Raw genomic sequence first — 22,924 nt, forward strand, 5'->3', positions numbered from 1 at the left:
TTCAGGGAAGCATTCGTAGGCTCAAACGTGGATAATAGCTTTGAGCAGGCGTTTTCGTTGGAAGAGCTTCGCTCCGATCTGAACGCGCTGTGCGACTTCGGAGGCCGGTTCGCCGGATCGGAGAGCGAAATGCGCGCGCGTCGATTCGTTGAAGCGCGCCTCGACGAGATCGGCGCCGGCCAGTCGCGCAGCATCGATTATCCCTATTCGGGATGGGCGAGAGGAGCGAGCAGCGTCCAACTCAGCGGCGGAACCGCCATCGAGAGCACGAGCCTCGTCCTATCGCCGTCGACGCCGCCGGAGGGACAGGAGCTGGAGCTCATCGATCTCGGTCGTGGCACATCGGACGACTTCGTCCGCGAGCGCGAAAGGCTGCGAGGACGTGCCGTCCTGGTGCGACACGAGTTTCCATTCAGCGTGCACCATGTGCACCGCCGGCGAAAGTACGATTGGGCAAAGCGCGGGGGCGCGGCCGCGTTCTGCATCGCCAATTACCTGCCCGAGGTCGGCGTCGTGAGCGGTTCGTCCGGTCGCGGCGAGTCGGACGACATTCCAGCTGTGGGGCTTTCTTACGAAGGTGGCGCGAAGATCGCCGCATCGACATCGGATGGCATAACGAGAATACGTTTACGCGTCGATGCTCATCGCGTTCCGCTGGAAGGCCGGCACATCGTCTACGAGATCCCGGCTCTAACGGATGAGTGGGTGATCGTTTGCGCGCATCTCGATGGGCACCATCTTGCCGAAAGCGCCCTCGACAATGCCAGCGGTGTCGCGTCGGTGCTCGAGATTGGACGCCGCCTTGCCCCTTTGGTGGGCTCTTTGCGGCGTGGTTTGCGTTTGATGCTCTTCACGTTCGAGGAATGGGGATTGTACGGGTCAAGCGTGTATGTCAACGAGCTCTCGCCGGAAGAGCGCGAGAAGATCGCGCTCGTCGTGAATCTCGATACCATCGTCGGGGCCGACCGTCTTTCGGCACTGATCAGCGGGATGGAAGACGTCGGCCGTTTTGTCCAGCGCCACACGGAGAACGCTCCGATACCTGTTGATCTCATTCGTCCGGTTATGGGCAACTCGGATCACTACAATTTCTTCTTGGGCGGGATCCCGTCGTTCCGGCTGATCGCCGGCTACGAAGACCCGGGTGCACAGACACGCTTCCTTCTAACCCCCGGCGACACACGTGCACGTATCGATGTCGAGCGGCTGCTCGTCGCCGCACAGATGGCAGGGCGTATTGCGTATGAGGCGTGCGCGTCGGACCAGCCGATCGCCGAGCATCTCGACGCGGAAGCCGTGCGCTCGCGGCTCGACATCGAAGATCCCTGGGTTTCGGACCGAGTCAAATGCGCATCATAGTCGTCGGGGCGTTCATCCTCGCACTCCTCGCGCCGCTCAGTGCAGCGCAGGGACAAGCGCCGGTTCATGGCGGAACGTTTGTCTTTGCGATCGGCTCGGACCCCGAGACGCTCAATCCTGCCATCACGACCGGAGTCGAAGCGCTATCTACCGATTGCAAGATGTTCAACGGGCTAACATATCGCGATCGCCAAGGGAAATCGCACCCCGAGCTTGCGACCGACTGGTTCATCCCGCCCGACGGAATGCAATACACGTTCAAACTGCGTCGCGACGTGCTTTGGCACGATGGCCAACCGTTCACGTCGGCTGACGTGAAGTACACATTCGTCAACGTGCTTGCAAAATTTCATCCGCGAGCGAAGGTTGCGTTTTCGAACGTCGCAAGCGTCGAAACGCCTGACGCCTACACTGTCGTCGTCAAGATGAAGAAGCCGTACGGGCCGTTCCTGGAGCAGATGACGTGTCAGGACGGCGCAATTCTTCCGCGTCACATTTACGAAGGAACCGACGTTCTTCGTAACCCGCACAACACCGACAACCCCATCGGTACCGGGCCCTTCAAGTTTTCGAGCTACACGCGCGGCGACCGCGTCGTAATGGTGCGCAATCCCAATTACTTCCGCAAGGGGCTGCCGTATTTCGATACGGTGATCGCAAAAGTGGTGCCTGACGCGGGCTCGCGCGTGCAAGGGCTCGATACCGGCGAGATCGACTACGTGCAGAGTTTCTTTTTGCCCAAAGAGCAAATTGGTTCACTTCGTAGCCATCACAAGATCCAGCTCAAGTACGATACCGACGTTCCGGGAAACTATCTTTTGTTCCTAAACGACGCGAAGCCGCCGCTCAACGACCCGCGGGTACGCGCGGCTGTGCTACAAGGCATCAACCGCAAGCAAATTCTGGATCAAGCGTACTTTGGGATCGGTTATGTTGCCAAGAGCGCATTTCACCAGAAGCTTTGGGCATACGATCCACAGGTCGATCTAACGAAGTTGTACCCATACGATCCAAAAGCGGCGAACGCAGCGCTCGACAAATTGGGCTTGACGCGCAAGAACGGAACCCGCTTCACGTTCCGGTTGGTATACAACGTTGCGCAAGCGGGCTTCCCGGCGACCGCGCAGATCATTCGCGACGACTTGCAAGCTGTTGGCGTCGCCGTAACGCTCTTGCCGCTCGAGCGCAACGTCCTGAACGATGTCGAGTTCACGAAACGCGACTTCGAGGGAGCGATCGAGGCCTATACGACCGGCGGGGATCCCGCAATCGGTATTGCGCGCGAGTACATCACGACGGCGCCGGGAATCCCGTTCTCGAATCCGACCGGCTATTCCAACTCCAAAGTTGACGAATTGTTCCGCGAGGGAGCGCTCACGGTGCGCATCGCCGACCGGAAAAGGTATTACGATGAGTTGCAGGTTTTGCTTTCTCATGAGTTGCCGCTGTTTCCGCTGATCGACCGAACCGAAGTCGATGCGGCGCAAGCAAATCTGCACGGCTTGTGGGAGAGCGGTCAGCCCTACGACGAATGGGATCAAGCCTGGCGCGGATAGCGCTGGTCGTACCGCAGCTTTTCGGCGTGATCGCTATCGTCTTTGCGATCACACATCTGCTCCCGGGAGATCCGATCACCGCGCTCGTCGGTGACTATCCGGCTCCGCCGGATTACGTTGCGCAGCTACGTCACGATCTCGGCCTCGATCAATCCGTCTGGGTGCAGTTCCTCGATTACGGCGGGCGTTTGCTGCACGGCGATTTAGGTTTTTCGTTCTCGTACAACGCGCCGGTCGTGAGCGTGATCGGTGAGCGTATCGGGCCGACGTTCGTCTTGGCGGCCTCCGCGTTCGTACTCGGGACGTTCGGGGGAATCATCTTCGGAACGGTTGCCGCGGTACGGCATCTGCGCCTGGCCGATCGGCTCGTCACCGTTCTAGCTCTGGTTGGATTCTCGATTCCGGGATTTTGGCTCAGTCAGCTGCTGATTTTGGCATTCGCCGTGAAGCTCGCCTGGTTGCCCTCGCTCGGTATGCACTCGCTGCATACGGCGCCGTCAGCATTCGGCGAACTCGCTGACGTTGCGCGGCATCTGGTGCTTCCGGTGCTGGCGCTCTCGACCGGTCACTTGGCGCTCATGACGCGGTTGGTGCGTACGAGCATGATCGAGACGCTGCAGTTCGATTTCGTGCGCACCGCCCGCGCGAAGGGCTTGAGCACATACCTCGTCGTCTTCAAGCACACTCTTCGTAACGCGCTCATACCGGTGATCGCGGCAGGAGGCTACAGCGTCGGCCTGCTGTTGTCGACGTCGGCGCTCGTGGAGACGGTGTTCAGCTGGCCGGGCATGGGCCGCTTGCTGTACGACTCACTCTTTAAACGCGACTATCCGGTGTTGATCGGGATATTCATCGTCACCAGTCTGGCTGCTATCTTGGCGAATCTTGCCGCCGACATGCTTCAAGCGCGGGTCGATCCGCGCTCGCGCGCATGAGAACCGGCGCCCTTCTCGTCGCGCTCGTGACCCTCGCCGCAATCGCGGCTCCGTTAATCGCGCATCGCGATCCGCTTGCAACAAGCGCATTTGCGTTTGCGCCGCCGCTCACGAATGGAGCGTTCGGCACGGACAATCTGGGACGCGACGTGTGGAGCGAGGTCGTGTACGGCGGTCGAGTCTCGTTGATCGTCGGCATCGGCGCGTCGCTGCTGCAGACAGTCATCGGTATCGTCATCGGCGCCATCGCGGGTTACCGCGGCGGCATCGTCGACCTCATTTTAATGCGTGTCTCCGAGTTCTTTCAGATAATTCCGCAGTTCTTTTTGGCATTGGTGCTGGTCGCAATCATCGGACGTGGACTCGACAAAGTCATCCTCGTGCTCGGCATCGTGGCGTGGCCGCTGACGGCGCGCGTCGTTCGTGCGCAGTTCATAGCTCTGCGGTCGTCGGAGTTCGTGGAAGCAGCGCGCGCCATTGGTGCCGGAAATTGGTACATTGGCGTTCGCGTGATGCTTCCAAACGCGCTTGCACCGGTAATTGTGACGGCGACGCAGGGCATCGCCCACGCCATCCTGCTCGAAGCGGGCATCAGCTTCTTCGGTCTCGGTGATCCTGCGCTCATCAGTTGGGGTCAGATGCTGAACAATGCCCAACCGTTTTTGGGGCAGAGCTGGTGGATAAGCGTGTTCCCCGGTGCGGCAATCTTAGCCAGCGTTCTCGGATTCAGCTTGCTGGGAGATGGCCTCAACGATCTGCTCAATCCGCGCCTGCGAGGCGCTCTCCGCGCTTAGCTCTTAGCTCCGTTGATCGTCGGGTCGCTGAGCGCGCCGTTCGCGACACCGTAGTTTTCGAGTATCCTCTTATACGTGCCGTCCGCGATGATCGCGCGCAATGCTTTTTGCAGCTCGTCGCGCAGGGCGACGTTCGATTTCGCAATGCCGATGCCGAGCGGGACGGGCTGATACTCTTTGCCCGTGACGACGTCGAAGATCGTTCCGCCGCCCGCCGTCTTCGCAAGATAGATCATGACGGGCGAGTTCCCGAGGAACGCGGCGACGCGACCGTTCTGCAGCTGCAAGCGCGCATCGGCAGGCTGCGTGTACTCGAGATTCTCGACGAGCGGTTTACGATCGGCCGTGCAGCGAGCGTTTTGTTCGTCGATGAGTAAGATCTGCGTCGAGCCGCGTACGGTCGACACGGTCTTACCGCAGAGACTCTCGAGCCCGGTGATCTTCTGCGGATTGCCCTTTTGGATGAGCAGCATCGTGCTCAAGCGAAAGAAGTCGACGAAGTCGAGGACCTTCTCGCGTTCGAGCGTGTCGTTCATCAACGTGAACGCCACATCGATGCGTCCGGCCTGCAGTGCGGGGATCAAGCCGTCGAAGGTCGTTGGCGTGAATGCGATCGGGTGCGGCAGATGCTTGCTCATCGCGACCGCAAGATCGACGATGACGCCTTGTAGCGTCGTGCCGTCCGAGGCGTAGCTCACCAGCGGCGGACTGTTAGTGATGGTGCCTGCGGTAATCGTGTTGTCCGCCGCACCTGCGGGCGCCGTCAAGGCGAGTGCGAGCAGGAGCGCTGCGAAAAGGCGCATGTAAGAAGCTTTTGTATGCGCTATCTGTGGACCTGGATTGCGAGCGCGGTCGTGCTGGCCGCCATAATCGCGATCGGGCTCTCCATCGCCCAAAATCCGAATATCGATCACGCCGCGATCGCGCAGTATCAATTTGCACCTGCGATTTTGGCAGGTTTGCGCACCACGGTCGAGCTGGCCGTTATCTCCGGCGCCGTCGGGCTTGGGCTGGGCCTCGGGCTTGCGCTCATGCGGCTCTCGCACAATCCCGTGTTCCGGTGGGCGAGCAGCGCCTATACATGGGCATTCCGCGGTACGCCCCTGTTGGTTCAGATTTTATTTTGGGGAAATCTGGCACTGCTCTTCAAACGTGTCGGGATCTTCATTCCGTTCACGGATATCGCACTGATTTCGGCTGGAACGAATTTCATCGTCACGCCGTTCGTCGCGTCGATCCTCGCGCTGGGTCTCAATGAAGGCGCATACATGTCCGAGGTCATCCGCGCGGGGATCCTGGCCGTACCGCGAGGCCAGGTTGATGCCGCGCGGGCGCTGGGCATGTCGAGCGGTCTTGCGATGCGCAGAGTCGTTCTTCCGCAAGCATTTGCAGTGATCGTGCCGCCGACGGTCAATCAATTCACCAATCTCTTGAAGGCGACGTCGCTCGTCTCGGTGATTGCGGGGGGTGACTTGCTAACTGCGGCTGAGAACATCGCATCGTCGAATCTGCACACGATCGAGCTGCTCTTGGTCGCGACGTTTTGGTTCCTCGTCATCACCTCACTGTCGAGCGTCGCACAACACGCAGTCGAAACGCGATTGGCGCCGGCTTAGTGGCGACCCGAATCGTGCTCTTGGGGACGGCGGGCGGACCGTCTCCGAAACGTTCGCGTGCAGCGCCGGCCAATGTCGTCGTCGTTGACGACTCGCTGTACGTCGTCGATTGCGGGAACGGAGTCGCGCGTCAGATCGCACTGGCCGGTCTGGACATTCGCGGCTTGCGTGCGGTCTTCGTAACGCACCATCATTCGGATCACAACGTTGACGCCGGGACATTGATTCAGCTCGCTTGGAGCGCCGGATTCGATCGCGGCGTCGACGTCCTCGGGCCTCCGCCGCTTCGCTCCATGCTGGCTGCGTTTCGTCGCTTTGCCGACGTCGATATCCGAACGCGTCTGGAGGACGAAGGGCGCCCTGACATCGATGCGCTGGTTCGGATTCACGAAATCGCACAACCCGGTCTCGTCTATCGGGATGCGCGCGTGATCGTAAATGCTGCGCTGGTCGAGCACCCGCCGATGGTTCCATCCTTCGCGTTTCGGTTCGACACCGCGGATCGATCGGTCGTGTTCTCGGGAGACACCGCACCCTGCAAAGCGCTGATCGATCTTGCGAGCGGCGCGGATGTCTTGGTCCACGAGGTACTGCACGAAGGCGGGGCGGCCGAGATATTAGGACGTCTTAAGAATGCTACCAGACTTCGCGAACATTTGACGGCGAGTCACACGCGGCTCGAGGACGTCGGCACGGTTGCGACCCGAGCCGGGGTGCGCACGCTGGTGTTGAATCACTTTGTGCCGTCCGAGGGAATCGACGATGAGGTGTGGCGCAGCGGAGCGGCCCAGGGTTTCGCAGGGGAGATAATCGTCGGCAGCGATTTGATGGAAATATAAAAGAAGGAGAACGAAACGTGGCGACTGTCGTGGATGCATCGCTTAGAGAGTCCGCTTGGAGCGCTTTATCGGCGCACTGTGAGAAGATTCGCGGACAACATCTGCGTGAGCTGTTCGCGCAAGATCCGAAACGCGCCGAAAAGTTCAGCGTTGAGGGCGCCGGCGTCTTCATCGATTATTCCAAGAATCGCGTCACTACGGAGACGATGAGCCTACTCGTCGGTCTTGCAACGGCTTCCGGCCTGCGCGAGAAGATCGACGCAATGTTTAGTGGCGAGAAGATCAATATTTCGGAGCAGCGTGCGGTTCTGCACGTTGCGCTGCGCGCACCGAAGAATGCGTCGATCATGGTCGACGGCGTGAACGTCATTCCTGAAGTTCACAAAGTGCTCGACAAGATGAGCGCGTTCTCGGAGCGCATCCGTAGTGGCGCGTGGAAGGGTCATACCGGCAAGCGCATCAAGAACGTCGTTAACATCGGCATCGGCGGCTCCGATCTCGGTCCGGTCATGGCCTACGAAGCACTGCGGCACTACAGCGACCGTAACATGACGTTCCGGTTCGTTTCGAACGTTGACGGCACGGACTTCTGCGAAGCCGTTCGCGATCTCAAAGCCGATGAGACGCTCTTCGTCGTCTCGTCGAAAACGTTTACGACTTTGGAAACGATGACCAATGCGAAAGCGGCGCGCACATGGGCGCTCGAGGAGCTGGGCGGCGACGAAAAGGCGGTCGCCAAACATTTCGTAGCGGTTTCGACCAACGCGACTGAAGTCGCAAAATTCGGTATCGATACCGCGAACATGTTCGAGTTCTGGGATTGGGTCGGCGGCCGCTATTCGATGGATTCAGCGATCGGTCTCTCAACGATGATCGCAGTTGGTCCGGACAACTTCCGCGAGATGCTCGCGGGCTTCCATGAGATGGACGAACATTTCCGCACGACGCCGTTCGAGAAGAATCTGCCGGTACTCATGGGCTTACTCTCGCTCTGGTACAACGATTTCTTCGGTGCGCAAACGGTCGCCGTGCTTCCGTACGAGCAGTATCTCAAACGTTTCCCCGCCTATTTGCAGCAGCTCACGATGGAAAGCAACGGCAAGCACGTTACCGTCGACAGCAAGCCGGTCGCACACGACACGGGCCCGATCTACTGGGGCGAGCCGGGAACCAACGGACAGCATTCGTTCTATCAGCTGATCCATCAGGGGACGAGGCTGATTCCCTGCGATTTCATTGCGTTCATCGAGACCCTCAACCCGCTCGGCATGCAACATGACATGTTGATGGCAAACGTCTTTGCCCAAGGCGAAGCGCTTGCGTTCGGCAAGACACCCGAGGAAGTAAAAGCTGAAGGCTCGCCGGATTGGCTCGTGCCGCATCGCACGTTCGAAGGAGACCGGCCTTCGAATACGATCATGCTCCAGAAGCTCACGCCGGCTGCACTCGGCAAGCTGGTTGCGTTGTACGAGCATAGCGTCTTCACGCAGGGGATCATCTGGAACATTGATTCGTTCGACCAATGGGGAGTCGAGCTCGGTAAAGTTCTCGCGGTGCGCATCATCCCGGAGCTGGATACGTCGAAAGACGTGCCGCTCAAACACGATAGCTCGACCAACCAATTGATCACCCGCTACCGTAAATTGAAAAAGGGGACATAACGGCGCGACAAACGGCTGCCGCGCTTCTTGCGTTCGCTCTCTTTCTGACTGCGCCGTCCTACGCCGGCGCCGATACCCGAGCAAACCTCGCACAGTTTTTTCAATCGGCGTTTGCGCTGGCGGCAACCGATTTCAATACCGTGCGTGGCGCCGCCGTTAAGGATCGCGCAAACCTTTTCGTATCGTCAATGAGCGTCGATCCCGCGGTGGTGACGAACTGTGAGGTCACCGCCGGTAGAACGGGCCGCTTGACGTGCATCTTGACCGGCTATTCGGCCGATTCGCCGGATGCTGCGATCAAAGCGATCAGCGCCGCGCTGCCGAGCGACTTCGTGATGGCTCCGGCTCCCGCGCCGTTTCTGCCGTCGTGGGTGCGCGAACGCGACTACATGACGGTGTTGTTGTCCGCGACACGTTTGGGCCTTGCGATGTCGATCGAGCAAAGCATCAAAGCGCCGCCGGCGTCGTTCGTCCTGGACGGAAACGTCACGCCGATTCCGATCGTGACCGGGAAGGGCGACGCCGGAGGCTTCGCACGCACCCAAATCGCGGACGGCGTGGTCGTTGCAGCCGACGCGACCCACTCGTACGTGGCTACCGTCATTCCGCCGGGTGCGCTCGGCGCGCTGCGCGTCGGGAATCCGTATACGGTAACGCCGCGACAGATTTGGCGCTTGGAGAAAGCCACGGTCGTTGCCCGCGACGATCAAACGAATCTCACGCTGCTCTCCGTCGACAAGCTTCGCGTGATGCCGGCGACGTTTTCGCATCGATCGCGCGAGCTTGAAGATGTTCGCGTCTATTATTTCGACGGCACGGCGGGCGACGTCGCACGCTCGCTTGATTCAGATTGGGCGCGGGACGTCGCGAGCGACGAAGGTACGATTCGCGTGGTCCATGCCTCGCCGCCGGGGTTCGACTTCTCGGACGATCGCGGTGGCAATTGGAACGGTTCCGTCATCGTCGATAAAGGGACGCACCAGGTCCTCGGGATCACGAACAGCGCCGGCCGCTCGACGCAGAACATGTGGTTCGGCGCATCTGCCGCTCCGATCGTCGCGCTTGCGGCCAAAGCGCATCTCACGCTCGCATTCGGATCCGAAGAGCAAACGGGCGGCATGACGCTGTCAAACGTCCCGACGCCGGGCATGATGTTCATGCGTCGCGCGCTACCGTCGATCGCGCGCATTTCCGTTGAGGATAGCACCGGGAGCGGCGTCGTCGTCGCGCGCACCGGAAATTCGGCATATATTCTCACTGCCGCGCAAATATTGAAGAAGAAAACCTCTGCGACGGTCTATTTTGCGAACGCGACGAAGGGGACGCGCGCAACCGTCGTGCGGACCGATCCAAAATCGGATCTTGCCTTGTTGCGCGTTGAAGGGCTCAACGTTTCTGCGGTCAGCCTCGCGCGCACCGTGCTGCCCGGGCTTGACGTCGCCGTCGTCGCCTTCAACCCGGGCGACATTCAATTCAGCGGTGCTCCGCATCTCGCGCAGGGTGTCGTCAGCAGCACCGATGATGCGCACGGAACGTTCGAACACGATGCCCCGGTCGACGACGGAAATCTCGGTGCGCCGATCTTCGAGCTCTCGACGGGTTCGCTGGTCGGGCTTGCCGAGGGACAACCGAGCGCCGGCGAATTTGTGGGCATTTCCTTGGCGCCGATTCGTCGCTTGCTAAGCGGGTTAGCGGGTACGTAAAAGCCGTCCGAAGCCGGGAATAAGCGGCTTGATGCACGACAGGATACTGGCGCTCCTTTGGCCGCTGCTGTACGTCGCTCTCGGGGTCGCCGCGGGAGTCGCGACGCAACAACTTTGGATGTGGTCCGTCGGCCGGCGTATCGAGCGCCGCTTTGACGGAATTTCCGTTGCGACGAACGCCGCCGGAAATGCAATCTTTATTTGTTTCGTGCTGCTTGGCATCTACGCGGCGACGATCTCGTATCAGCTGCCGGAGCAGACCCTCGACTTCGTCCGTAAGCTGCTCTTGGGCATTGCGCTCATGACGGCGACGTGGGTCGCCGGCCGAACGTCGTATGGCGTTGTGGCATTCTACAGCCGGAGCGCTGCGGGCTTGCTGCCGCAAACATCGCTGATGTCGTCGATTGCGCAGCTCTCGATCTTCGTCATCGGCGGGTTGATCGTGCTCGGATCGCTCGGGATTGCGATTGCGCCGATCCTCACGGCACTTGGTGTCGGCGGCTTGGCCGTCGGCCTCGCGCTCTCAGCGCCGCTCGCAAATCTCTTCGCGGGAATTCAAATTATCGCGTCGCGCGAGCTCAGGCCGGGTCAGTATGTGAAGTTCGACGGTGGGGTCGAAGGTTGGGTCGTCGACATCGCGTGGAACAATACGTCGGTTCGCGATCGTTCGGACAGTTTGATCGTCATTCCGAATTCGAAAGTCACGACGACGTCGTTCACGAATTACGATTTACCCGACTCGCACATGACGATCGAGATCAAAGCCACGATTAGTGCCGATAGCGATCTCGATGCGGCCGAAAAGGTCATTCACGATGTAGCGGTCGAGGTTTTGAAGGCGTGTAAGGTTGCTTCGCAGTTTGATCCGCAAGTACGGTTCCTCGAGCTGACGGACAGCCGCATCGAATTCGTCGTGTTTCTGCGCTCGGAAACGTTTGTCGATCAGTTCCAGATCCGGCACGAATTTGTGAAAAGGCTGCACAAGCGCTTCCGGCACGATCCGAAAGCGCTGCCGATTCTTACCGGAGTCCCTGCGGCTTAATCCGGAAGATCGACAATCGTCTTGAGCGTCGAGCCGGCGACCTCAACGCTCTTCGCGTTGGCATCGAAGGCAGTCTTCGCCGCGATCATCTTGACGAACTCGCCGCCAACATCGACGTTCGAGCTTTCGAGCATCCCCGAGGCGAGCGTCCCAAAGCCCGCGGTTCCTGCGCGTCCAACTTGCGCCGCACCGCTTGCAGCCGAGGCCTGATATCCGCCGCTGACACGCCGCAGGCCGCCGGCATTGTGGAATGTCGCGAGCGCGACGGTTCCAAGTGCCGTCGTTTGACCGTTGGCGTAGACGCCGTAGATAGCGCCGTTTGCGCCGATCGAAATGCTTTGCACGCCCGGAGGAATCTGCAGCGGCGCAACGCCCCCGTCGGCTGTGATCGTCATGACGTCAAGACCGCTCGACGGATCGACGAGCGTTCCGTTTGCATCCAGCGTGAAGTTGCCGTCACGCGTGTAAACAGGGTCACCGTCGCCGCCTTGCAGCACGAAGAAGCCGGAGCCTGAGATCGCGACGTTCGTGCCCTGATCGCTTGGCACGAGACTTCCTTGCGCGGAATTGCTCGTGATCGTTGCGACCGTAACACCGCCGCCGGCTTGGTTTTGGAAATTTACGCTTTGAGCCTGAAAGCCCGTGCTGCCAACGTTTGCGACGTTGTTAGCATTTACGTCGAGTGCCTCGGCATACGCAGCGAGTCCTGAAGCTCCAATATTAAGTGGGTCGACCGACACAACGTCCTCCTCGTCGTGACGACTGAACGCGACGTACTTAGCTTGTTTCGCGTTCCTGACCTCTTAAACGCTTAGGAGGCGAGCAACGTTGCGCAGGTCCTTGATGAAGTTAGCAAGCTCACGTTTGCGTGCTTCGTAATCCGCTGGCAGCAGTGTCGCAAAAACGTCGCAACGAGAGGCCTTCAGGGAGGTATTCTTCAGGCGACCGAACCTCAGAATTCACGATCCATTTATAGATGGGGGGATTCCACATGCCAGCAGGGATCAATCACGTTGCCGCGTGGGTCGCGGCGATCGTCTATTTTCTCCTCGGGTGGGTTTGGTACACGATATTCGGTGCTGCGTGGGCGGCGGCAATGGGCAAGACTTCGATGGGTGAGGGATCGCCAATGACCTATTTCTGGTCGTTTCTGCTTGGACTCATCCTTGCGTATGCGACGGCTGTTGCGCTCGCGCGTCACCCTGAGGATCAAAGCGTGCAGCAAGGCGTGAGCTTTGCACTGTTCATGGGGATCGCGCTTTTTGCAACGCAGACGCTCAACCAAGTGCTGTATGCGGGGACGTCGTTTACGCTGTGGCTGATCAACACGGGCTACGTCGTCGTAGGGTTTGCGATCATCGGCGCGATCGTCGGCGGCTGGAAGAAGAAGCCGCTCGCGACCGCTTAGGGCCGCCTAAGCCACTTCGAGATTTCATCGTACGCGCGGACTTGATCCGCGCGCGTGAAGTGAGCGTTTGCGCCGCTTGGATTCGGCGCGAGGTAGATTCGTGTGTCGCCGAGCCGCAGCGGTTGAAAGCCGTGTTTTGCGACGGTCGATTTGTCGCCTAGCAGAGCGTGGACGTGGCGATAGCCGGTGATGCCGTGGAAGCACGCGACGCGCGGCTTGAATTTCTTGAGCTTGTCGAGCAAAGCGTCGACGCCGGCCGCGAGCTCTTTCAATGCGAGTTCGCTCGCTTTGGCGGTTGGGCGTTTGACGAGATCGGTGAAGCCGATCCCGTATTTTTGCAGCGCGCGATCGTGCTCGGGCGTCAGCACGTGTACGCGCAGACCCTTGCATGCTTCACTGCTGAGTTTCGATCGTGAGAGACACGGCCAGAATCGATTGCCGGGCCGCGCGAAATAATGTCCGTGCTCGACGGAATAAATCGACGGATTGATCCCGACGAAGATAACGTCGAGATTTCGGTTCAAGAGATCGCCGAGTGTTTTCAAAAGTGAAAGACCCTTATTGCTAAGGGTCTTTCTTTCATGGTAGCCCCAACCGGATTCGAACCGGTGTTACCGCCGTGAGAGGGCGACGTCCTAGGCCAGCTAGACGATGAGGCCTTGGCTCCCGGGCAGAGACTCGAACTCCAATAACGGCCTTCAGAGGACCGCGTCCTACCATTAGACGACCCGGGAATAAACTGTACTTGCCTCTATTTCTGCTCGCGAACGTCTCCGTTTGGCTATGACAATTCGGGCAAAGCATTCCGAGATTCTCAAGTCGATTATCGTCCCGAATGCCATTTACATGATCGATTTGAATCGATAGCCGCTTACCTCTCCATTCCGTTAGACCGCATTCCTCGCATCTATTCTGCAGGATGCCCGCCTCGAGAAGACGGTTTTTTAAATTCGTCCGGCTTTTCGCTTCGGCAGGCACACGGTCTATCGGCCGTTTCACCGGACGCGCGCGGATATCACCACGCACGACCGCTTTGTGCCAGGATCCGGCAGCAAAGCCGAAGCGGATTCGGCACTCTCGGTATGTGTGCCCTTCGTCGTAATATTGCTGAACAGCAAGCCAATCGTATTGACGTACGCGATTAGCCCATGCTCCGTCTTCCGGCAGAACGATGTCGCCGCGCCGGACTGCCTTTCGCCACGAGGCGTAACAGAAGCCGAACAAGCTGCGGCACTCCGTTATCGACTTGCCAGAGTCAAAGGCGTTTTGGATCGCGGGCCAGTTGAAGCGTTTGATTCGCATATCGAACAAATGTTCGCATGCTTGAGTGCCATCAGTCTTGCACGCTGAAAGGCTCGCCTCGATGCGCCGGGTATAGTCTCGTCCCTGGCGCTCAACTAAGAGGAGGCTTTTACGCAAGCTATTGTCCTGGTCGGCGGTGAGGGGACGCGTCTGCGGCCGCTGACGTACGGGACACCGAAGCCGATGATCCCGATCATGGGTGTTCCGTTCCTCGAGTTGATGCTGCGCCGCATCAAAGACGCCGGTATCGAGCATGCAATCTTGGCCTCCGGCTATCTGCCCGATGCAATCAGCTCGTATTTCGGCGACGGGTCAAAGCTCGGCTTGCGAATCACCTACGTAGTCGAAGAAACACCGATGGGCACCGCCGGCGCGATCAAGAACGTCGAGCAACACATCGTCGGGCCTTTCTTCGTCTTCAATGGCGACGTGCTCACTAGTCTCGATTTGCGCGCGATGATGGCGTTTCACGACAAGCACGGCGGAATAGGTGCGCTGCATTTGATCACCGTCGACGATCCGTCCGCGTTCGGCGCGGTCGTCCACGACGGGGACGGACGCATTGCAAAGTTCATCGAGAAGCCGCCCACGGGCACGTCACCTTCGAACGACGTGAACGCCGGGACGTATCTGCTCGAGCGCGAGATCCTCAACTACATTCCGGCCGGGCGCGCGGTCTCGATCGAGCGCGAAACTTTTCCGGCCGTCATCGACGGCGGCAATGCGCTGTACGCGTACGTCACAGGCGACTACTGGATCGATCTTGGGCGCCCCGAGCACTATCTCGACGCGCACCACCACATCTTCGACGGCGCAATGCCGCTCTCGATTCCGTTCGCCAAAGGCGAGGTCTCGGGTCCCGGCAAGGTGCAGCCGGCCGGTACCGTCACGGCGCCCGCCTTCATCGGCTCGAGCGTCGTCATCGAACCCGGCGCGCACGTCGGTCCATTCGTCGTTCTGGGCGACGGCTGCCGCGTCGCGCGCGGCGCGCGGGTCGAAGACTCTCTTCTCTGGGACGGCGTTTCGATTGGTCAGGACGCGGTCGTCGAGCAATCGATCCTTGCGAGCGGAACACGCGTCGGCGCGCGCGCACACGTGGCCCCGCGCTCGGTAATCGGACATAATGTCGTCATCGACGACGACACCAACCTACCGGAAGGTTCGCGTGTCGCGGTCGAGGGTGTGCCTACCGTCTAAGCTCCATTACCTCGCCGTTTGCAACCGAAAGCCCAGGGGTACGACTCAAACGATCACCGGGGTAAGTACCCCAAGGAGTCCGTTTCCTCTTGGACCTTTCACATCGTGCGGCTTCGCCAATAGAAGCGCCGCGAACACTGTTTATGGGGAGCTATCCTCCTCGTGAATGTGGCATCGCGACTTTTACGCGCGATACCGTTGACAGCTTCGATTCGCGTTTCGATACGAAGAGCGAGATCGTGGCAATCGACGAGCCCGGTGGCGAGATGCGCATTTATCCTCCGGAAGTCGTTGCACGTCTGATCGAAGAGGATCGCAACTCATACGCCGATATCGCAGCGATCGTCAACGCCCATCCGTGCGAGCTTTTCAACGTTCAGCACGAGTACGGTCTTTTCGGCGGTGAAGACGGTGAGTGGTTCCTCGACGTCCTAGCCGGCATAACGAAACCCGTCGTCGTCACGTTGCACACAGTGCTCCCGGAACCTAACGATCATCACCGCCATGTCGCACAATCGATTTGCGAGCAAGCGACGACGATCGTCGTCTTATCGCAGACCGGCAAAGACATTCTGATCGATCGCTACGGCGTTGAGCCGGCGAAGGTGCGTGTGATCCATCACGGCGTTCCGGACGTTCCGTTCCGCTCGACCGACGCGGCCAAAGCCGGTTTCGGGATAGGCCAGCGCATGGTGATCTCGACGTTCGGACTCATCAGCCGGGGCAAAGGTCTCGAGTTCGCAATCGAAGCGATGCGCCGCGTCGTGAAGACGCACCCCGAAGCGCTTTATCTTGTCTTAGGTCAAACCCATCCGGTCGTACGCCGTCACGAAGGCGAGTCGTATCGTGAATCGCTCGTCGAGATAGTCGAACGCTTTGGTCTGCGAAACAACGTGCAATTCGTCGACCGTTATCTCGACTTTCCGGAGCTTGTCGAATATCTGCAAGCGACGGACATCTATCTTACGCCGTATCTCAACCCGGTGCAGATCGTCAGCGGCACGCTTGCCTACGCGATCGGCATGGGGAAGGCAATCGTCTCGACGCCGTATCTCTATGCCGAAGAGTTGCTTTCGCATCATCGCGGTGCGCTCGTTCCATTCCGCGACGCCGATGCGATTGCGTCCGCGGTCGTCGCGCTGCTCGACGATCCGGCCCTTCGCCGTGCAACCGAGCGGCGTGCGTACCGGTTTGGACGTCAGATGACGTGGCCGAACGTATCGTTCGCGTATGGACGCCTCTTCTCTGAATTGACGCCGGCCCGCAACGCGCGGGCGGAGCTCGCGACGTCCGCTTAGGCGGACGCCCATGCGTTATCCCTCGCTCGAGCATCTCGAAACGCTGACGGACAACGTCGGCGTTATTCAGCACGCCATCTACGACGTGCCCAATCGTTCGACGGGCTACTGCACCGACGACGTTTCACGCGCGCTCATGGTAGCGATCGCGGCCACCAGCGACCGCCAGCAGCACGACATCGCGATGCGGCTCACGGAAACCTATCTCGCGTTCCTTTATGATGCGCAGTTGCGCGACGGACGCTTCCACAATTTCATGGGGTACGACCGGCGCTGGCTCGACATCGTCGGGACGCAAGACTCGATCGGCCGTGCGCTGTGGTCGGTCGGCTACGGGATGCGCTTTGCGCCACTCGAATCGTGGCGCCGGGTTTGCTCGCTGATTTTCGAACGAGCGTTCCAGGTCGTCTCGACCCTCGAAGCCCCGCGTTCGCGCGCCTACGCGCTGATCGGAATGGCACATGCCTTCGATGCGCGGCGCCGAGAAGACGCAACCCTCGAACACGCAATCCGTTGTGAAGCCGAAGCCCTCGTCCAAGCTTTCGAACAAAACGTCGGGCCGGATTGGCGATGGTTCGAAGGGATCATGACTTACGACAATGCGCGATTGCCCGAAGCAATATTGCGCGCCGGCGCCCTTTTAGAGGAAGACCGATTCGTCGAAGTCGGCCTCGATGCGCTGAATTTCTACGAAAGCGTCACAGTCGAGGAACGCATCTTCGTGCCCATTGGCAACCAGGGTTGGTACCGGCGCGGAGGCGAGCGGGCGCGTTATGGACAGCAGCCGCTGGAGGCTGCGGCGATGGTGAGCGCGGCCCTTGTCGCGGGCGACATAAGTCGCGATCCACGGTACGAAGGGCTCGCCGAGCTCACACACGGGTGGTACTTCGGACGCAACTCATTGGGTGCAACATTGGTCGTAGATGGGGCCTGCCGTGATGGAATCGACGACCACGGCGTCAGCACGAATATGGGTGCAGAATCGACGCTCGCCTACCTGTCGAGTGCGATTTCCCTTGCGGAACCCCGTGCAGAACGGCTGCGAGTGGCTCGTTAATCGAGGCAACGGGCCCTGGCGCGTCGAATTATTAGGGTGAAATGATCGTAAAAACTGAAGAGTTGAATAGCGTCCAAACGGCCGCTATCGAGCATACCGATGGCCCCTGCCTGATATTTGCAGGAGCCGGCAGCGGCAAAACGCGCGTGCTGACACACCGCATCGCGTACCTGCTGGAAAAGAAAAAAGTAATCCCGGATCGCATCCTTGCGATGACGTTTACCAATCGGGCAGCCGGCGAAATCAAGAGGCGCCTGCTCGAGATGGTCGGTGACGTTGCGCAAGACATTTGGACCGGCACTTTTCATTCGGTGTGCGTACGCATGCTGCGCCGCGACGGCAAGAAGGCCGGCATTTCGTCCAACTTCGTTATCATGGACGAGACCGATCAGCGCCAGATCATTAAAGACGTTCTCCACGATCTGAATTACGACGAGCGGCAGATGACGATGGGTCAAGCGCTCTCGGAGATCAGCAAGGCGAAGAATCAGCTTCTCGATCCCGACCAGTACGAGACAAAGAACGCCTCGTTCGCGGGTGAGCGGTATGCCGCCGTCTATCGCGAGTACGAGCGCCGGCTCTCCGAAAGCAACGGACTCGATTTCGACGACCTGATCATCCGCACGATTCGTTTGCTCGAATCGGATGAAGACGTCCGCACCCGCTATCAGAATAAGTTCCGCTACATCCTCGTCGACGAATATCAGGACATCAACTACGCGCAGTACAAGCTGTGCGCGATCCTGGCGGACGAGCATCGCAATATCACGGTTGTCGGCGACGACGATCAGTCGATCTATTCGTGGCGCGGCAGCGACTACAGAATGATCTTGAACTTTGAGCGCGACTTCAAGGGCGCCAAAGTCTTCAAGCTCGAGGAAAACTATCGCAGCACGCAGTCGATTCTCGATGCGGCGAACGAGCTGGTCGAAAAGAACGTAACGCGCCATCCGAAGAAACTCTTCACGCGCCGGGCGGAAGGTGACAGAGTCACCGTCTACGGCGCCGAGAGCGAACGCGCCGAAGCTCGCTACATCATCGAGAAGGTGAAGGAGCTCGTGCACGACGGTGCTTCTTACCGTGATGTGCTCGTTCTGTATCGCACGAACGCGCAATCACGCGTCTTCGAAGAAGCGATGCTTACGGAAGGCATTCCTTACCGGGTTGTGGGCGGCGTTGGCTTCTATGCACGCGCTGAGATCAAAGACATGCTTGCGTACCTGCGGTACGTGGTCAATCCGTCGGACGCGGTTGCGTTCCGCCGGATCGTCAACGTTCCGCGCCGCAGCATCGGACAGCAAACGCTGGCATCGCTCGTCGAAGCTGCGAACGCCGCCGGAATCTCCGTCGGCCAAGCCATCTTCGATCGCGATCTCCTGCGCCGCGTCGTACCGAAGAAACAACGCGAGCTGGAGCGCTTCGCGGAGCTCATCGAGAGCCTGCGCAGCCGCCGTGAAAGCTTCTCGATCTCGGATCTGCTCGTCGCGGTGATGGAAGAATCCGGCTACGTTCGCGAGCTGCGCGCCGATGATTCGGCCGAAGCACGCGGTCGTCTCGAAAATCTCCAAGAGCTCATCGGCGTCGCGCGCGAGTACGAAAGCGGCGAGAATGCCGGTTCCCTCGAGGATTTCCTGGCCAACGTTGCGTTGATCAGCGATCTCGATACGCTCGATGCCGACACGTCGTACATGACGCTCATGACGATGCACTCGGCCAAGGGCCTCGAGTTCCCGATCGTGTTCATGACCGGCCTGGAAGAAGGCGTCTTCCCGCACACGCGTGCGCTGACCGACAATGACGAGCTCGAAGAAGAGCGGCGTCTTGCATACGTCGGCGTAACGCGCGCGATGGACCGTCTCTTCCTTTCATATGCGATGCGCCGTTCGCTCTTCGGCAACACGTTCTCGCATCCGAAGTCGCGCTTCATCGAAGAGATGCCAAGCGTCGAGCACATCGGTGTCGTCCCCGCGGGCCCGCGTCCGCAGGGCGGCCGCTGGCGCGAGGTCGCGATCCACGAGAGCGCGGGTGCCGGCATCAACATGAATCTGAAAGCCGGCGACAAGGTCCGTCATCCCAAATGGGGTGAGGGCACGGTTGTCGATGCCGTTGGTGCGGGCGGCGATGGTTTGCTGACCATCAATTTCCCGAACGTCGGCCAGAAAATGCTGATGCTCAAATACGCACCGTTGGAGAAAGTCTGACGCAATGACGCCCGTGCGCGTCGGCGTCGCCGGCGCGCTTGGCCGTATGGGCCGCGTGACCTGCGCGGCGGTCGAATCTTCCGAAGATATGGAGCTCGTTGCCCGATTCTCACGCGGTGATGATCTGCAGACGTTCCTTGCCCAAAAACCGGACGTGGTCGTCGACTTCACGGTCTATCCTATCTCTCGCCAGGTGGCCGGTGAAGCGATCCGAGCGGGGGCACGGGTGGTCGTCGGCGCAACCGGATGGCCCGAAGCAGACGTTATTTCTTTTCGAGACGCGGTGGAGAACGCGAAGCTCGGCGCGCTGATCGTCCCGAACTTTGCAATCGGCGCAGTGCTGCTGATGCGACTAGCCGAGATTGCCGCCCCGCACTTCCGCGGCGTTGAAATCATCGAGATGCATCACGACCAAAAGAAAGACAAGCCGAGCGGAACCGCGCGTCTTACGGCGGAGCGGATAGAGTTCGTTGCGCCCGCGCTAGGCAAAGTCCCCATTCATAGCATTCGGCTTTCGGGATTGGTCGCGCACCAAAGCGTCCTGTTCGGTGCTCCCGGTCAGACGCTGGAGATTCGTCACGATTCGCTGGCTCGCGAATCGTTTGCCGACGGCATTCTGCTTGCGATTCGCGACGTCATGAAGCGCCGCGGTCTGAGGATTGGTCTCGATTCCGTTCTTTTTAGCGAGGCATCCCCGTGAAACTGGGACTTATCGGCGCGACTGGCGTCGTCGGTGGAACAGTTTTGCGCGTCCTCGAAGAGCGACGCGTTCCCATCGACGAGCTGCGCGCGTATGCGTCGCGCGACCGGGACATAACAGTTCGATTCCACGATCGTGACGTGCGCGTCTACGGCGCCACGCTCGAGCGGCTCAAGTCCGACGCCAACGACGTCGTCATCTTCGCGAGCAGCGATGACGCCAGCGCCGAGCTTGCGCAGGCGTTGGTGAACGCGGGTTCGCTGGTCGTCGACAACTCGTCGACCTTCCGAATGGATCCGAGCTGCCCGCTCGTGATTCCGGAAGTCAATCCGGGCGCGATCGAGCCCGGGCACAAGATCTTCCCGGTCGGCAACTGCACTGCGATCGTCCTTTGTGTCGCCTTGGCGCCGGTTACGAAAGCCGCGGGCCTGCGCAGCGTTCGCGTCGCGACATACCAGGCAGTCAGCGGCGCGGGACGCGCGGGACTCGAGACGCTCGAAGCCGAGGAGAACGGCAACAAGCCGAACGGCACGTTTGCGGCGCCGATCTTCCGCAACGTCGTTCCGCAAATCGGTTCCTTCGACGCCTTCGGCGACTCGGGCGAAGAAAAGAAAGTCGTTGCGGAGACACGCAAGATACTCGGGCTTCCGAACTTGCACGTCGCGGCGACGACGGTGCGCGTTCCGGTGCGGCGCGCTCATAGCGAGGCTGTTTTCTTCGAGACGGAACGTGCGGTCACGCGCGAAGAGTTGGCGCGCGCGTTCGATCTGGCCGACGGCGTCGTCTATCACGCGGATGGTATCGTGACGCCGATCGACATCGAAGACACCGATGACGTCCATGTTGCGCGCTTGCGTCCCGAGGCTGACTCGCTTCGCGACGAAGGCCTTCCCTCGACACACTTCCAGATGTGGATCGTCGGCGATCAGCTCCGCAAGGGGGCAGCCACGAACGGCGTGCAGATCATCGAGCTGTTGCTCGAAAAGGGCATGCTGCGCGCGCGAGCCCAAGCGTCATGAACAATCCGCGCGTCATCGTTCTGAAGTTCGGCGGGTCGTCGCTCTCGACAGCGGAGCTGCGCGAGATCGCGGCATCGCGCGTCCTCGAAGCACGCACGCGGGGATTTTCGCCGGTCGTGATCTGCTCGGCTTTGGGACGCGCCCCCGATCCGTACGCCACCGACACGCTGCTCTCGCTCCTCGGTCCCGCGCGCAGCAGCCCCAATCGCGATTTGATGCTCGCCGTCGGCGAGCTGATTTCGTGCGCAATCTTCGCCGAGCTGTTGACATCGTGGGGCGCGGAAGCCCAGGCGATGACGGGCGAACAAGCCGGCATTCTGACCGATAACAGCTGGTGCGACGCGAACATCAAGCGCGTCGATCCGCGCAATCTCGTCCGTGCCATCGTCAATAACGTCATCCCGGTCGTCGCCGGATTCCAAGGCGCCGACGAAAACAATGCGATCACGACGCTCGGCCGCGGCGGCAGCGATCTTTCGGCGATTTCCGTCGGTGAAGCGCTCGGTGCCGACAGCGTCGAGATTTACACCGACGTCTCGGGCGTGATGTCGGGCGATCCCCGCCGCATCGCGGGCGCGCATACGGTCGATCGCGTTAACTGGTCGGAGATGGTCGAGCTGGCCGGTAACGGCGCAAAAGTCATGCACGCGAAAGCGGCGACGCTCGCACAGCGCGGCAACACGCCGTACGTCATCAAGGGACTGCGCTCGAACTTCGGGACGGCGATCGACGAAGGCGTGGCGCTTGACCGCGATCGCCCGGTCACGGGCGTGACGGCGCTACGCGACATCGCGTTCGTGCGGATCATCGCCGGTGAAGAAGACGTTTCCAAGCGTGCGGAGCTCGACAAGCAACTGCTGCACCGTATCGCCGAGCGCGGTATCTCGATCGATATGATCAACGTCAACGCGGCCGGCGTGTTCTTCGTGTGCGATCACGAAAATATTGAGAACGTGCGGGATGAGCTGCGCGATTTGAACTTGGCCGTGCGCATCCGGCCGCATTGCGCGAAGATCTCGATTGTCGGTGCGGGCATGCGTGGAACGCCGGGTGTCATGTACCGCGTCGTGCGCTCCGTCTCGGACGCCGGCGTCGAAATCATTCACTCGACCGACTCGAATATCACCATTTCGGTGCTCGTACCGGAGGAGGACGCCCAGCGGGCGGAACAGGCTCTCCACGATGCCTTCCATCTCGGCCGGAGAAGTGCCGAAGAACCGGTTCGGGGCTAGGAGAA

The 22,924-nt window shown here is 60.1% G+C and carries 20 protein-coding genes and 2 tRNA genes; 17 read left to right on the forward strand and 5 right to left on the reverse strand.

What is annotated here, in order from left to right; genetic code table 11:
- Positions 1-27: 27 nt before the first annotated feature.
- Genes VGG22_14540 through VGG22_14555 form a run of 4 tightly spaced genes read left to right on the forward strand, consistent with a single transcriptional unit; the run spans position 28 to position 4,644 of the window.
- Complete coding sequence (locus VGG22_14540) at positions 28-1,359, forward strand: M28 family metallopeptidase (protein ID HEY1729594.1); 1,332 nt, start codon at positions 28-30, stop codon at positions 1,357-1,359.
- Positions 1,347-2,915: an ABC transporter substrate-binding protein gene (locus VGG22_14545; protein ID HEY1729595.1), complete on the forward strand. Its 1,569-nt coding sequence runs from the start codon at positions 1,347-1,349 to the stop codon at positions 2,913-2,915. The genes VGG22_14540 and VGG22_14545 overlap by 13 nt, the downstream gene beginning before the upstream one ends.
- Positions 2,891-3,850: an ABC transporter permease gene (locus VGG22_14550; GenBank protein ID HEY1729596.1), complete on the forward strand. Its 960-nt coding sequence runs from the start codon at positions 2,891-2,893 to the stop codon at positions 3,848-3,850. The genes VGG22_14545 and VGG22_14550 overlap by 25 nt, the downstream gene beginning before the upstream one ends.
- A complete protein-coding gene (locus VGG22_14555) occupies positions 3,847-4,644 on the forward strand; it encodes an ABC transporter permease (protein HEY1729597.1) in 798 nt (265 codons plus the stop codon). The genes VGG22_14550 and VGG22_14555 overlap by 4 nt, the downstream gene beginning before the upstream one ends.
- Here VGG22_14555 and VGG22_14560 read toward each other — a convergent pair.
- Complete coding sequence (locus tag VGG22_14560; protein ID HEY1729598.1) at positions 4,641-5,447, reverse strand: ABC transporter substrate-binding protein; 807 nt, start codon at positions 5,445-5,447, stop codon at positions 4,641-4,643. The genes VGG22_14555 and VGG22_14560 overlap by 4 nt on opposite strands.
- A 15-nt stretch (positions 5,448-5,462) precedes the next feature.
- Here VGG22_14560 and VGG22_14565 point away from each other — a divergent pair, with 15 nt between their 5' ends.
- The 5 genes from VGG22_14565 to VGG22_14585 all read left to right on the forward strand — a co-directional run bounded on the left by VGG22_14565 (position 5,463) and on the right by VGG22_14585 (position 11,505).
- Positions 5,463-6,260: an amino acid ABC transporter permease gene (locus tag VGG22_14565; GenBank protein ID HEY1729599.1), complete on the forward strand. Its 798-nt coding sequence runs from the start codon at positions 5,463-5,465 to the stop codon at positions 6,258-6,260.
- Positions 6,260-7,099, forward strand: coding sequence for an MBL fold metallo-hydrolase (locus VGG22_14570; protein HEY1729600.1), 840 nt, complete (start codon positions 6,260-6,262; stop codon positions 7,097-7,099). Before VGG22_14565 ends, VGG22_14570 begins: the two co-directional genes overlap by 1 nt.
- A gap of 17 nt (positions 7,100-7,116) precedes the next feature.
- Positions 7,117-8,760 (forward strand): glucose-6-phosphate isomerase, encoded by a 1,644-nt coding sequence (gene pgi / locus VGG22_14575; protein ID HEY1729601.1) that lies wholly within the window; start codon positions 7,117-7,119, stop codon positions 8,758-8,760.
- A 188-nt stretch (positions 8,761-8,948) separates the two neighbouring features.
- Entirely contained in the window at positions 8,949-10,463 is a 1,515-nt protein-coding gene (locus VGG22_14580) for a serine protease (protein HEY1729602.1), read from the forward strand.
- A gap of 31 nt (positions 10,464-10,494) precedes the next feature.
- The gene (locus VGG22_14585) at positions 10,495-11,505 is read left to right on the forward strand and encodes a mechanosensitive ion channel family protein (protein ID HEY1729603.1); all 1,011 of its coding nucleotides are present in this window, start codon (positions 10,495-10,497) and stop codon (positions 11,503-11,505) included.
- On the opposite strand, the gene VGG22_14590 is transcribed toward VGG22_14585, so the two are convergent.
- Positions 11,502-12,245: a flagellar hook basal-body protein gene (locus VGG22_14590; protein HEY1729604.1), complete on the reverse strand. Its 744-nt coding sequence runs from the start codon at positions 12,243-12,245 to the stop codon at positions 11,502-11,504. The genes VGG22_14585 and VGG22_14590 overlap by 4 nt on opposite strands.
- Before the next feature lie 251 nt (positions 12,246-12,496).
- On the opposite strand from VGG22_14590, the gene VGG22_14595 reads away from it, so the two are divergent.
- A complete protein-coding gene (locus tag VGG22_14595) occupies positions 12,497-12,913 on the forward strand; it encodes a DUF1761 domain-containing protein (protein ID HEY1729605.1) in 417 nt (138 codons plus the stop codon).
- On the opposite strand, the gene VGG22_14600 is transcribed toward VGG22_14595, so the two are convergent.
- The 3 genes from VGG22_14600 to VGG22_14610 all read right to left on the reverse strand — a co-directional run bounded on the left by VGG22_14600 (position 12,910) and on the right by VGG22_14610 (position 13,647).
- Positions 12,910-13,458, reverse strand: a complete 549-nt coding sequence (locus VGG22_14600; protein ID HEY1729606.1) for a mismatch-specific DNA-glycosylase — start codon at positions 13,456-13,458, stop codon at positions 12,910-12,912. The two genes, VGG22_14595 and VGG22_14600, sit on opposite strands and share 4 nt — an antisense overlap.
- Positions 13,459-13,495: 37 nt before the next feature.
- A tRNA-Glu gene (locus tag VGG22_14605) sits at positions 13,496-13,572 on the reverse strand.
- Position 13,573: 1 nt separating this feature from the next.
- A tRNA-Gln gene (locus tag VGG22_14610) sits at positions 13,574-13,647 on the reverse strand.
- A gap of 694 nt (positions 13,648-14,341) precedes the next feature.
- On the opposite strand from VGG22_14610, the gene VGG22_14615 reads away from it, so the two are divergent.
- The 7 genes from VGG22_14615 to VGG22_14645 all read left to right on the forward strand — a co-directional run bounded on the left by VGG22_14615 (position 14,342) and on the right by VGG22_14645 (position 22,919).
- Positions 14,342-15,412, forward strand: a complete 1,071-nt coding sequence (locus VGG22_14615; protein HEY1729607.1) for an NDP-sugar synthase — start codon at positions 14,342-14,344, stop codon at positions 15,410-15,412.
- 239 nt (positions 15,413-15,651) lie between these two features.
- A complete protein-coding gene (locus VGG22_14620) occupies positions 15,652-16,710 on the forward strand; it encodes a glycosyltransferase (protein HEY1729608.1) in 1,059 nt (352 codons plus the stop codon).
- A gap of 10 nt (positions 16,711-16,720) precedes the next feature.
- Positions 16,721-17,767: a hypothetical protein gene (locus VGG22_14625; GenBank protein ID HEY1729609.1), complete on the forward strand. Its 1,047-nt coding sequence runs from the start codon at positions 16,721-16,723 to the stop codon at positions 17,765-17,767.
- 41 nt (positions 17,768-17,808) lie between these two features.
- Positions 17,809-19,968: a DUF3553 domain-containing protein gene (locus VGG22_14630; GenBank protein HEY1729610.1), complete on the forward strand. Its 2,160-nt coding sequence runs from the start codon at positions 17,809-17,811 to the stop codon at positions 19,966-19,968.
- Between the two features lie 4 nt (positions 19,969-19,972).
- A complete protein-coding gene (locus tag VGG22_14635) occupies positions 19,973-20,668 on the forward strand; it encodes a dihydrodipicolinate reductase C-terminal domain-containing protein (protein HEY1729611.1) in 696 nt (231 codons plus the stop codon).
- A complete protein-coding gene (locus VGG22_14640) occupies positions 20,665-21,687 on the forward strand; it encodes an aspartate-semialdehyde dehydrogenase (protein HEY1729612.1) in 1,023 nt (340 codons plus the stop codon). Before VGG22_14635 ends, VGG22_14640 begins: the two co-directional genes overlap by 4 nt.
- Positions 21,684-22,919, forward strand: a complete 1,236-nt coding sequence (locus VGG22_14645) for an aspartate kinase (GenBank protein ID HEY1729613.1) — start codon at positions 21,684-21,686, stop codon at positions 22,917-22,919. The genes VGG22_14640 and VGG22_14645 overlap by 4 nt, the downstream gene beginning before the upstream one ends.
- Positions 22,920-22,924: the final 5 nt, after the last annotated feature.

It is taken from the genome of Candidatus Baltobacteraceae bacterium (assembly GCA_036489885.1).
Classification (GTDB): domain Bacteria; phylum Vulcanimicrobiota; class Vulcanimicrobiia; order Vulcanimicrobiales; family Vulcanimicrobiaceae; genus JAFAMS01.